The sequence below is a fragment of the Mycobacterium sp. E735 genome, from assembly GCF_001666955.1.
Lineage (GTDB): Bacteria > Actinomycetota > Actinomycetes > Mycobacteriales > Mycobacteriaceae > Mycobacterium.
Genome location: NZ_LZIX01000028.1, coordinates 1 through 11,511, shown reverse-complemented (window position 1 = coordinate 11,511; position 11,511 = coordinate 1). Strand labels below are relative to the sequence as shown.

The window sequence follows — 11,511 nt, the reverse complement described above, 5'->3', positions numbered from 1 at the left end:
GCGAGCTATTTGTTCGTGGCCGTCTTCCTCGCGTTCGTTGCGAACCTGCTGGCGCACTACATCTTTGGCGGAATCCGGCTGTCCGGGCGCACCGGCGCGCTGAGCCGCTCGGCGCGCATCCAGCTGGTCACGGTGGTGGGGCTGCTGGTGCTGCTCAAGGCGGTCGCGTACTGGCTGGACCGCTACGAGTTGCTGTCGCACACCCGCGGCGGCAAGCCCTTCACCGGTGCGGGGTACACCGACATCAACGCGGTGCTGCCGGCCAAGCTGATCCTGATGGCGATCGCGCTGATCTGCGCCGCCGCGGTGTTCTCCGCGATCGTCCTGCGTGACTTGCGGATTCCGGCCATCGGCCTGGTTCTGCTGCTGCTGTCGTCGCTGATCGTGGGGGCCGGGTGGCCGTTGATCGTCGAGCAGATCAGCGTCAAACCCAATGCCGCGCAGAAGGAAAGCGAATACATCAGCCGCAGCATCGCGGCGACCCGGCAGGCGTACGGGCTGACGTCGGACGTCGTCACCTACCGCACCTACGCCGGTGACACGCAGGCCACCGCCCAGCAGGTCGCCGACGACCGCGCGACCACCTCCAACATCCGGCTGCTCGACCCGACCATCGTCAGCCCGGCGTTCACCCAGTTCCAGCAGGGCAAGAACTTCTACTACTTCCCCGACCAGCTGTCCATCGACCGCTACCTGGACCGCAACGGCTCACTGCGCGACTACGTCGTCGCGGCCCGCGAGCTCAACCCGGACCGGCTGATCGAGAACCAGCGCGACTGGATCAACCGGCACAGCGTCTACACGCACGGCAACGGGTTCATCGCCTCGCCGGCGAACACGGTGCGCGGCGTCGCCAACGACCCCAACCAGAACGGCGGCTATCCCGAGTTCCTGGTGAACGTCGTCGGCGCCAACGGCAACGTGGTGTCCGACGGCCCCGCGCCGCTGGACCAGCCGCGCATCTACTACGGGCCCGTCATCGCCAACACCTCAGCCGACTACGCGATCGTCGGTCGCAACGGCGCCGACCGCGAATACGACTACGAGACCAGCGCCGAGACCAAGAACTACACCTACACCGGGCTCGGGGGAGTTCCAGTCGGGGACTGGCTGTCGCGCAGCGTGTTCGCCGCGAAGTTCGCGGAGCGAAACTTCTTGTTCTCCAACGTGATCGGTTCCAACAGCAGGATCCTGTTCAACCGCGACCCGGCCCGCCGGGTGGAGGCGGTGGCGCCGTGGCTGACCACCGACAGCTCGGTCTACCCGGCGATCGTCAACAAGCGGCTGGTGTGGATCATCGACGGCTACACCACGTTGGACAACTATCCGTACTCCGAGCTCACCTCCCTGGAGTCGGCGACCGCCGACTCGAACGAGGTGGCGTTCAACAAGCTGGCCCCCGACAAGCAGGTCTCCTACATCCGCAACTCGGTGAAGGCCACGGTGGACGCCTACGACGGCACCGTGACGCTGTACCAGCAGGACGAGCAGGACCCGGTGCTCAAGGCGTGGATGCAGGTGTTCCCCGGCACGGTGAAGCCGAAGAGCGACATCACCCCCGAGCTGGCCGAGCACCTGCGCTATCCCGAGGACCTGTTCAAGGTGCAGCGGATGCTGCTGGCCAAGTATCACGTCAACGACCCGGTGACGTTCTTCTCGACCTCGGACTTCTGGGACGTGCCGCTGGACCCGAACCCGACCGCCAGCAGCTATCAGCCGCCGTATTACATCGTGGCGAAAAACATTGCCAAGAACGACAATTCGTCGTCGTATCAGCTGACCAGCGCGATGAACAGGTTCAAGCGCGACTACCTGGCCGCCTACATCAGCGCCAGCTCCGACCCCGCGACCTACGGCAGGATCACCGTGCTGACCATCCCGGGTCAGGTCAACGGGCCCAAGCTGGCCAACAACGCCATCACCACCGACCCGGCGGTGTCGCAGGACCTCGGCGTGATCGGGCGCGACAACCAGAACCGGATCCGCTGGGGCAACCTGCTCACGCTGCCGGTGGGTCAGGGCGGACTGCTGTACGTCGAGCCCGTCTACGCCTCCCCGGGGGCCAGCGACGCCGCGTCGTCGTACCCGCGACTGATCCGGGTGGCGATGATGTACAACGACAAGATCGGGTACGGCCCGACGGTGCGCGACGCGCTGACGGGGCTGTTCGGTCCCGGCGCGGGCGCGGCCGCGACGGGTATCCAGCCCACCGACGCCGGCAACCCCCAGGCGCCCCCGCCGGTGACTCCGCCCGTGCCTGCCAGCCCTCCCGGATCGCCGCCGCCGACGGCGCTTCCGCCGGTGCCGGACGGGTCGGTGACGCTGTCCCCGGCCAAAGCCGCCGCGCTGCAAGAGATTCAGAGCGCGCTCGGCGCGGCCAAGGACGCCCAGAAGAAGGGCGATTTCGCCGGCTACGGCGCCGCGCTGCAGCGGTTGGACGACGCGATCACCAAGTACAACAACACCAAATAGCCCTCAGGCCCCGTCCATTCCAGCCGACCGTTTCGGCCGACCGCGAGCGTGCGTGTCTGTACACCGACACGCCGAAAAGGGTGGCATTCTGCGCACCCTCGCCGATGTGGCGCACACGAAATAGCCATCACGCGAAGGCCGTTCGGAACCTGTCCCGATAGGCCTTGGGGCTGATGCCCAGGTGGTTGACGAACACCCGCCGCAAGGTCTCGATGCTGCCGAAGCCGGCCATGCCCGCGGTCTCGCTGACGGACCGGCCGGATTCCAGTGCGCCACGGGCGAAGTCGATTCGAACGAGCTCGACGTAGCGGGCCGGGGTCATGCCCAGCTCGGATTGGAAGAGCCGGGTCAGCTGGCGGGTGCTCAGTGACGCCCGGGCCGCAAGGGATTTCACGCTGTGGTTCGCGGCCGGGTCGGCCGTCACCGCGTCGATGACCGCGCGCAGCGGCGACTGCGGCGGCGGATCGGCCTCCACCAACACCGAGAACTGTGATTGGCCCCCAGCGCGTTTGAGGTAGACCACCAGCCACCGGGCCACGTTGCGGACCAGTTCGGTCCCGTAATCCATTTCGACCAGCGCCAGCGCCAGGTCGATGCCGGACGAGATCCCGGCCGAGGTGAACACGTCGCCGTCGCGGACGAAGATCGCGTCGGGATCGACGGTGACATCGCGAAAGGCCCGGGCCAACAGCCGGGTCTCGTTCCAGTGCGTCGTGGCGCGCCGGCCGCTGAGCAGACCGGCCTGGGCGAGGATGAACGACCCCGTGCAAATGGATGCCATCCGCCGGGCTCGCGTCGCTATCGACCTGACGGCCTCGACGAGCGCGGGATCCACCGGCCGCCGGGGCAGGTGGTCGCTGCCGGCGACCAGAACGGTATCCGCGGATTCGATCGAGGAAATCCGGTCGGTGACACCCAGTCGACTGCCGATCGACGTGGTGACGTCCCGGCCGTCCACCGACGCGATCTTGAGCCGGTAGTCGGCTCCGAACCGGTTGGCTTCGACGAACACCTCGCCGGTCCCCGCCACGTCCAGCATCGTCACGTCGTCGAAGACGACGATCACCACCACCCGCGAATGCGCTCCGGTCTCGGCCACGTAAGACATTGTGTCGCTTTCTGTGGACAGGACGGCCCGAACGCCCACGGTCGCCTCGGCCGTGCGGCCGCAGACTGACGGCATGAATACTCAGTCAATGGAAAGCATCGCCGGCATCCGCATCCCCGACTCGGCGTTGGTGCTCGAGGCCACCGATTTCATTCGAGACGCCGAGGACGACCTGCTGTTCCACCACTCGCGGCGGGTGTTCCTGTTCGGCGCGCTGCAGGGCCTGCGCCGGGGGCTGCAGCCCGACCTGGAGCTGCTCTACGTCGCCGCCATGTTCCACGACCTCGGGCTCACCGAGCGCTACGGCACCTCCTCGCTGCGCTTCGAGGTCGACGGCGCGAACGCGGCCCGGGACTTCCTGACGGCGCATGGTGTGGACGAGGCCGACGCCGCCAAGGTGTGGCTCGGGATCGCGTTGCACACCACACCCGGCGTGCCCGAGTTCCTGGACCCCGAGGTCGCTTTGCTCCAGGCCGGTGTCGAGGTCGACGTGGTCGGCATCGGCCGCGACGACCTGGCCCCCGACGCCCTCGCCGCGGTGACCGCCGCCCACCCGCGCCCGCAGTTCAAGCAGCGCATCTTGGCCGCGTTCAACGACGGGATGAAGCACCGCCCGCTCACCACCGCCGGCACCATGAACGCCGACGTGCTGGCGCACTTCGATCCCACCTTCGAGCGGGTCGACTTCGTCGACAAGATCCTCAACAGCTGGCCGGAATGAAGGGAGCGGACAGATGGACATTCACGAGGCGCTCTACACCACCAGGATGATGCGCCGGCTGCGGCCGGACCCGATCCCGCGCGACGTGCAGGCCCGCATCCTCGATGCGGCCGTCCGGGCGCCCAACGGGGGCAACACCCAGCGCTGGCACTTTGTCGCCGTCGACGATCCACAACTCATCCACGAGTTCGGCGAACTGTTCCGGCAGGCCCGCGCGCTGGAATACGAGAAGTTCAGCGTGGGTCAGGGACCGATGGTCGTGCCGGGGCCCGGCGTGGACCTCACCGCTCACGCCGAGACGATGCGCCGCATCAAGGGGTCCGGGAACTACCTGGCCGACCACTTCGACGAAGTTCCCCTGTTGCTCTTCGTGTTCGCGATCGACGATCTCGGCGGCGCCAACATCTACCCCGCGATCTGGAGCGCTCTGCTCGCGGCCCGGGCCGAGGGCGTCGGCGGCGTCATGACGATGGTGCTCAACAATTTCCGGGACAAGGTCAACGAGATGCTGGGCGTGCCCGTCGAGGAGGGCTGGGAGATGTCGGCCATGCTGTCCCTCGGCTACCCACTGGGCAAGTGGGGCGTCGCAGCCAATCGCCGCCCGGTGCACGAGGTTTCGTCCCGCAACGGCTGGGGCAAGCCGTTCGGTGTCGAGGTTCCGCAGCCGCTGTGGCCGCCGAGCGAAGCGGCGGGCCTGGCCGCGGCGGGTTGACGGGACCGGGAGGATGAGTCACATGACCGAGCAGGACGACATCGGCGTCACCGTGGTACGGCCGGGCGAGGGCGAGTACGTCGCCCTTCCCGGGTTCGGGGCGGTGTTCAAGCTGACGAGCAAGACCACCGGGGGCGAGGTGTCGATCGTCGAGCACCCGTTCGAGGTCGGCCTGCTCACGGCGGCGCACCGGCACACCCGCGAGGACGAGCACTCGATCGTGCTGGCCGGTGAGATCGGCTTCCGCTCCGACGACAGCGAGGTGGTGCTGGGGCCCGGCGGCTACATCACCAAGCCCCGCGGTCAGATGCACGCGATGTGGAACGCCGGCAGCGAGCCGGGCCGCATCATCGAGGTCATCACCCCGGGCGGGTTCGAGAACTATTTCCGCGAGCTCGGCGAGCTGCTCGTCGAGCACGCCGACGACCCGGTCGGCAAGGTCCTGCACGAGTTGCCCGAGTTCGGCGAACTCGCCGACAAGTACGGGCTGACGTACGGGTCGCCCGACTGGATGGACGACATCGCCCGGCGCTACGGGCTGAAGGCGCCGTCGCACTGACCCGTTGCCGCCGAGATTGCCGTCATGGCTGTGGTCGGCGCCCTGTCCACGACCATGGCGGCAATCTCGGCGCGGCAACCCCGTGACCGCGCGATTTGGTCGCCGTGATGCGGGTTCGGTAACCTGGCATTCACCAACGCGGGGTGGAGCAGCTCGGTAGCTCGCTGGGCTCATAACCCAGAGGTCGCAGGTTCGAATCCTGTCCCCGCTACCAAGTGAAACGGCCCCCGGAGGAGACTCCGGGGGCCGTTTTGGTGCGCAACAACACCTCAGGCGGGGGTGAGGCGGATCGGCAGCCGGGTGGGTCCGCGTAGCGAGCTGTGACGCGACCACTGTGTCGGACCCGCCGGGGTGATTCGGGCGACGCGGCTGACGAGTTGGCGCAGTACCGCCTGGGCTTCCATGCGGGCCAGCGGTGCGCCCAGGCACATGTGTGCGCCGTAGCCGAAGGCGACGTGCGTTCGCGGGTCCCGGTCGGCGCGATACTCGTCGGGATCGTCGAACGCGCTGGGATCACGGTTGGCCGCGCCGAAGGACAGCAGCACGCGTGATCCGGTGGGGATGGTGACGTCGCCGATGCGGTAGTCCGCGCGGGTGTAGCGGTACAGGTTCTGTATCGGCGTCGTGAAGCGAAGCTGTTCCTCCACGGCCAGGGGGATGAGGTCGGGGTTGGCGCGAATCAGGTCGTATTGGTCGGGCCGTCGGGCCAGCGTGTCGAACATTCCGCCGAGCAGGTTGGTCGTGGTCTCGTTGCCGGCGATCAGCAGGTGGATGGCGATGAGCAGAAGCTGACGGTCGGTGAGGCTGCCATCGGTGTTGTGCTCGATGAGCCGCCCGAGCACGGTGGTCGATCCCTTGAGTCCACCCGCAGCGAATTGCGCTGTGAAATAACGCCACAACGCCACCATCCCCGTTGCCGACTTGGCCGCGTCGACGATACCCGCGAAAGTGGGCCTCAGCTCCATGACTCCCACCGCGCGTTCGGACCAGCGGCGGAAGTCGCCGGCGTCTGAGTCGGGCACTCCGAGGATCTGGGCGATCAGGCGTATCGGCATCGGTATGGCCAAGCGCTGCACGACATCACAGCCGGGGTCGTCCATCACGTCGGTGACGAGGTCGATGGCCAGTTTTTCGGTCATCTCCTGCCAGGACCTCATCGCGCCCTTGCTGAATCCCGGCTGGACTTGTTTGCGCAGCCGGGTGTGTTCCTCACCGTCGGTGAGCACCGCCAGCGGAGCGGACATGCGCAGGCGCGTGACCCCCTGGGTGCTGGTGACCCGGTCGGTGTCGCGCAGCGCCGCCCGCACGTCGTCGAGGCGGCTGACGATGAAGGTGGCGCGCCGGGGGTTGTAGTGCACGCGGCCGCTTCGGTGCAGGGCGCGGTACGCGTCGTACGGGTCCGCGGCGGTGGCGGGGTCTTGCGGGTCGTAGTCGGTGTTGACCGCGCCGGTCCACCCGGCGCGGCCGCGGCGGCGGGTGCGGACGGCGGCAGCGACATTCATCCGCACGGCATGGCCAAGCAGTCGGGCGCCTTCTGCTGCTCCTTGAATGGTCTGCTTCGCGGCCATGCTGGCCTATCCGATCGCGCCGCTGAACCGCCGCGATCGGACCTGGGTCGCGACGATGCAGGTTGTGAGGTAGGCGAGGTAGCAAACCCCCAGGGTGTACGCGTGTAGTCGAGTGCGGGGAAGGGCCGCCAGGATTCCGAGCGTCGTTTCGATGCCACCGTTGATGTAGGTGAAGGCACGCGCGTGCCGGGGAAATGCGAGGCGGTTGAACGGCTCGAACACGCTCGGGGCCAGGAAGTGTGCCAACCCGGCGCAGATCCCGGCGGCCGCGTGCACGGGTCGGTTCTGTCGACGCCGAATCTTGATGTCGGTCAACGGTTTCCGCTCCTCGTCGGGCCGAAGAGGGTTGCGAGGGCTTGACGGGCTGTGGCGAGTTTGGCTCTCGGTGTCAAGGCTGCCAGAACGCCACCGTCGCAGACGATGTCGATGCCGGTGAGATAGCTGGCTCTGTCGCTTGCGCAGAACGCCAGCAGTTCGGCAACCTCCCTTGGCTCGCCGATGCGCCGCAGCGCGGACCGCTCGGCGAGCGCTCCCGAGCCGGTTCGTTCCTCGAGCCTGCCCATGGCGGTGTCGATGGTGCCCGGCGACACCGAGACGATTCGTCCACCGCGACGGCCGAACCTGGCGGCCTGCGAGGAGCAGTACCACTAACGAAATTCTTGCTGATCGAATAGGCGAACCCCGGCCGCATGGCGGCCGGGGCGATATTGCAGGCGGAGGTCATCTTCTTCATGAAGACATCGGCGTCGCGTTGCGCGTGCTTGAAATGACGGCGGGGGACCATGACCCGGGGAAACATGTGCGCCGCAACCGACGCGACGTTGACGATCGCGAATCCGTCCTCGACGGTCGGGTAGAACGCCTCGTTCACGTTGAGCGTGCCCAGGGCGTTGATGCGCACGATGAATTCCGCCGAACCCATGCTGGGGCTCACGCCCGCGGCGTGAACGACCGATCTGACGACGCCGAATCCCATTGCCTGGCTGACCAACTCGGCGACGGACTGGTCATCGGTGATGTCGACGACGGAGGTCTTGCACTCGACGCCACTGGCTTCCAGTTCCTTCGCCGCCGCGTCGAGACCGTCGCGACTGACATCGCAGAGCACGATCGAGTGGTCTCGTCCCAGGAGTTTCGCGGCTGCGAGCCCCATGCCTCCCGCGCCCCCGGTGACGACGCACACGTCACGCATCGGCACCTCCACCGGGCAGTCGAAGCGATCGAATTTCGAGAATATTATTCTCGTAAATAGTGTCACACGGTGCCGCCGGTGTAAAGGGCGGCGGGCTTAGGGTCGTGTGGTGAGCCAACCTCGCCGAGGCCGACCGCGAAGCGCCGCCGCGCACGAGGCGATCCTGGCGGCGACGCGCTCGCTGCTCGTTGACGTCGGCTACGCCGGGATATCGATGGACAAGGTGGCCGCAGCGGCGGGGGTCGGCATGCAGACGGTGTATCGGCGCTGGCCGTCGAAAGCACCCTTGGTGGCCGAAGCCGTCATGCAGCAGTACCCCCCGGCTGACTTCGCGCTCCCCGACACCGGCGATTGCGTCGAAGATCTACGAACGTGGATGCGCGAATACGCCGCACGCACAGCCGCGTCGGAAAATGCCGCGCTCATCCGAGCACTCGCCGCGGCGGCTGCCGAAAATCTCGACGACCGAGACAGCCTCTACCGGCAACTCACCGGTCGCATCCACCACGCGGTGCAGGACCGGTTGCGAAAAGGGATCTCTCAGGGTCAGATTCAGGCCGGCGCCGACGTCGAGGCTGTCGCCGACGCGCTGATCGGAGCAATCCTTTATCGAATACTCAGCGCGACAACACCCGTGAGCGAAACGCTCGACCGGTACGACGGGCTTATCGACACGCTGACGCGAGGACTCGGTCCTCGTTGACCGCGGTTCGCGACGATCTGCGAATTCGATCGCCCACCGGCTATGAGACGAACGCCGGCATCGATTCCCAGCCGCGGACGGCCGAGGCGGACGATAGGCGCGCGTTGTCGGTGTCGATGTTCCATTCGGGGAAGCGCTTGAGGATTTCCTCGAGCGCCACCCGTCCCTCCAGCCTGGCCAGCGCGGCTCCAAGGCAGAAGTGGGCTCCCACGCTGAATGCCAGATGCTGACGCGGCTGGCGATGGATGTCGAAGAGGTCGCCGTCGGGCGGGAATTGGCGATGGTCACGGCAGGCCGAGGCGATCAGCGGCATCATGACGCTGCCCTCGGGCACCGTGTGGCCGTACCAGTCAGTGTCGCGAGTGACGTAGCGGGCCAGGTGCGGTACGGGAGGTTCGTAGCGCAGCAGCTCCTCTATCGCCTGCGGAATCAAGTGAGGATCAGCCGCGATTTCGCGCCGCTGGCCGGGATGGTCGGCAAGAACTTTTCCCGCCCAGCCGAGGAGCCGGGTCGTCGTCTCGTTGCCCGCGGCGGCGATGAGCCCGATATAGAGCAGGATTTCCTCGCGGGTCAGCCGTCGGCGAACCCCAGTCTCGTCATCGAATTCGACGTTGAGGAGCTCGGTCATGATGTCGTCGGAGGGGTGTTCGACGCGCCAGTCGAGATAGGCGGCGAATAGCTCGTCGTAGGCCTCGTCGGGGTTGATGCCCTTGGCCAGGGTCATGGGCTGGCCGGCCTCGGTGAGCAACGACGCATTCGAGCGATCCCGGACGCGCTCCTGGTCCTGCTCGGGGATGCCGACCAGCATCCCGATGACCCTCATCGGCATCTGGGCGCCGAGATCGGCGATGAAGTCGAATCGTCCAGTGCCGACGAGGGGATCGAGGCACTGTGCGCAAAACGCTCGAATTTTGCCCTCGAGTTCTGCGACCTTGCGAGGGGTGAAGATCCGCGCGAGCAGCTTTCGGTGAACGTCGTGAACCGGTGGGTCTTCGAAAACGATGATGCCAGGCGGTATCTCGATGTTGGCCTTGATCACTTCGAGGATCATTCCGCGCGCTGAACTGAAGGTGCCGGTGTCCACAAGCGCACGACTCACGTCGTCGAAACGACTGAGCGCGTAGAAGTCGTACTGCTCGTTGTAGTACAGCGGCGCCTCCTCGCGGAGCCGCCGGAACACGGGATAGGGATCGGCGAGAAGCCCCATATCGTACGGGTCGTAGCGAATGTCGCTGGCCTGGCTTGTGGTCATGGCCGTCCTCCCGCTGCAGGGGAAACTCCGCGCTTCCTCCCGGTATCACAACAGACGCGACGCCAGATGACAAGACGGAATTCTGCGAGATGTTACGTCTAGGCAGCTTGTCGCCGGGAGCGGGTTCCGCCTTGCGCTGCCAAGTCTGTTTGACAGCATCTTGATCCATTCGGGACGGCTGGTCGCACTTGACGTGCGGCCGGGGCTCGCCATACGTTCAGTCGTAGATTGTCACGCCATAGAGGGCTGGAGCGCCACGATGGGTCTTTTCTGTGCGTAGTCATGGGTGGTCGGGTCAAACGCCCTCCTCCGACGAGGAGGCGGTCAACAGGATCCTCGACGCGGTTGACTCCGTGGTGGCGGAAGGCGGATCGGCCGCCGTTCGCATCAGCGATCTCGCCCGGATTCTGGGAGTGAGTCGGCAGACCGTCTACCGCTATTTTCCCAGCGCCGAAGCGCTACTCATCGGCAGCCAAATGCGGGCTGCCAACGGCTTTCTCGATCGTCTGGCCAACCACCTGCGTGGCTGGACGAATCCGGCCGCGGCCCTCGTCGAAGGGGTGGCATTCACCGCCGAGGAGTTCGCCGGCGACCCGCTGATGGCGCGCGTCATGGTGACCCGGCTACCCGGTGGCGCGTCGGCCCCGTCTACCGCCGGCGCCGCAATTAGCCTCGGACGAGAGATGTTTCGACGATATGACGTCGACTGGGAAGCTCACGGCTTTGATCACGCTGCGATCGACGATCTCATCGAAGTCGCTGTGCGCACATTGCAATCGGTTCTGCTCGACCCTCCCGAGCGACAATCTGACCCGGTGGCACTCCGCAGACTGTTGGGCAGATGGCTGGGACCTGCTGTGCTGTACCAACAGCTGACCCGTGACGTCGACGCACTGACCGCTCTGGCGTCGGCCGGCCGACGAATGGCTCCCAGCAAGCCGGCGTGACCGCAGTCGCACGCGCCGTCGAGTTGCCCCTCGATCGCAGACCGATCTGACCCGACGGTGGTCCGTGGTTTCACGTCCGGCCAGGCCCGCAGGCGAAGCCGATCTGCCTGGCCCGCCTAGCGCGCCAGCACCGCCTCGATGGCGCTGATGACCTCGGGGGCGTCGGGCGCGGTGCGGGGCCGGAACCGCTGCACCACCTGACCGTCGGGTGCGATCAGGAACTTCTCGAAATTCCACTGGATGTCGCCGGCCTCGCCGGCGGAATCGGCGGCCTTGG

The 11,511-nt window shown here is 66.7% G+C and carries 10 protein-coding genes, 1 tRNA gene and 2 pseudogenes; 7 read left to right on the top strand and 6 right to left on the bottom strand.

The annotated features are described in order from the left end of the window. Positions 1 to 2,472 (top strand): UPF0182 family protein (locus A5704_RS02700; protein ID WP_067887275.1); only part of this gene is annotated, 2,472 nt, incomplete at its 5' end. 127 nt (positions 2,473 to 2,599) lie between these two features. Here the strand turns inward: A5704_RS02700 and A5704_RS02695 are convergent. After that, positions 2,600 to 3,580 (bottom strand): GlxA family transcriptional regulator, encoded by a 981-nt coding sequence (locus A5704_RS02695; RefSeq protein WP_197508436.1) that lies wholly within the window; start codon positions 3,578 to 3,580, stop codon positions 2,600 to 2,602. A 73-nt stretch (positions 3,581 to 3,653) separates the two neighbouring features. Between A5704_RS02695 and A5704_RS02690 the strand changes: the two genes are divergently transcribed. From A5704_RS02690 to A5704_RS02675, 4 genes are all read left to right on the top strand, one after another. Continuing rightward, complete coding sequence (locus A5704_RS02690; protein ID WP_067887271.1) at positions 3,654 to 4,301, top strand: HD domain-containing protein; 648 nt, start codon at positions 3,654 to 3,656, stop codon at positions 4,299 to 4,301. 13 nt (positions 4,302 to 4,314) lie between these two features. Then, positions 4,315 to 5,013, top strand: a complete 699-nt coding sequence (locus A5704_RS02685) for a nitroreductase family protein (RefSeq protein ID WP_067785087.1) — start codon at positions 4,315 to 4,317, stop codon at positions 5,011 to 5,013. A gap of 22 nt (positions 5,014 to 5,035) precedes the next feature. Next, positions 5,036 to 5,572, top strand: coding sequence for a cupin domain-containing protein (locus A5704_RS02680; protein WP_067751308.1), 537 nt, complete (start codon positions 5,036 to 5,038; stop codon positions 5,570 to 5,572). Between the two features lie 137 nt (positions 5,573 to 5,709). Then, positions 5,710 to 5,786 (top strand) — tRNA-Met (locus tag A5704_RS02675). 55 nt (positions 5,787 to 5,841) lie between these two features. Here the strand turns inward: A5704_RS02675 and A5704_RS02670 are convergent. From A5704_RS02670 to A5704_RS29000, 3 genes and pseudogenes are all read right to left on the bottom strand, one after another. Further along, positions 5,842 to 7,074 (bottom strand): cytochrome P450, encoded by a 1,233-nt coding sequence (locus tag A5704_RS02670; protein ID WP_197499207.1) that lies wholly within the window; start codon positions 7,072 to 7,074, stop codon positions 5,842 to 5,844. A 72-nt stretch (positions 7,075 to 7,146) separates the two neighbouring features. After that, positions 7,147 to 7,455, bottom strand: a complete 309-nt coding sequence (locus A5704_RS02665) for a hypothetical protein (protein ID WP_231968744.1) — start codon at positions 7,453 to 7,455, stop codon at positions 7,147 to 7,149. Beyond that, positions 7,452 to 8,332 (bottom strand): annotated as a pseudogene (locus A5704_RS29000) (SDR family oxidoreductase). Before A5704_RS29000 ends, A5704_RS02665 begins: the two are co-directional and overlap by 4 nt. Positions 8,333 to 8,438: 106 nt before the next feature. Between A5704_RS29000 and A5704_RS02655 the strand changes: the two are divergent. Continuing rightward, positions 8,439 to 9,035 carry a TetR/AcrR family transcriptional regulator gene (locus tag A5704_RS02655; protein ID WP_255369313.1) on the top strand — a complete coding sequence of 199 codons (597 nt, stop codon included), beginning with the start codon at positions 8,439 to 8,441 and terminating at the stop codon, positions 9,033 to 9,035. Between the two features lie 40 nt (positions 9,036 to 9,075). Here A5704_RS02655 and A5704_RS02650 read toward each other — a convergent pair whose 3' ends face one another. Further along, positions 9,076 to 10,287: a cytochrome P450 gene (locus A5704_RS02650; protein WP_067785079.1), complete on the bottom strand. Its 1,212-nt coding sequence runs from the start codon at positions 10,285 to 10,287 to the stop codon at positions 9,076 to 9,078. Between the two features lie 272 nt (positions 10,288 to 10,559). On the opposite strand from A5704_RS02650, the gene A5704_RS02645 reads away from it, so the two are divergent. Then, positions 10,560 to 11,234 carry a TetR/AcrR family transcriptional regulator gene (locus tag A5704_RS02645; RefSeq protein WP_067785077.1) on the top strand — a complete coding sequence of 225 codons (675 nt, stop codon included), beginning with the start codon at positions 10,560 to 10,562 and terminating at the stop codon, positions 11,232 to 11,234. A gap of 116 nt (positions 11,235 to 11,350) precedes the next feature. Here the strand turns inward: A5704_RS02645 and A5704_RS02640 are convergent. After that, positions 11,351 to 11,511: pseudogene (locus tag A5704_RS02640) on the bottom strand (glutathione peroxidase); the annotation flags it as partial.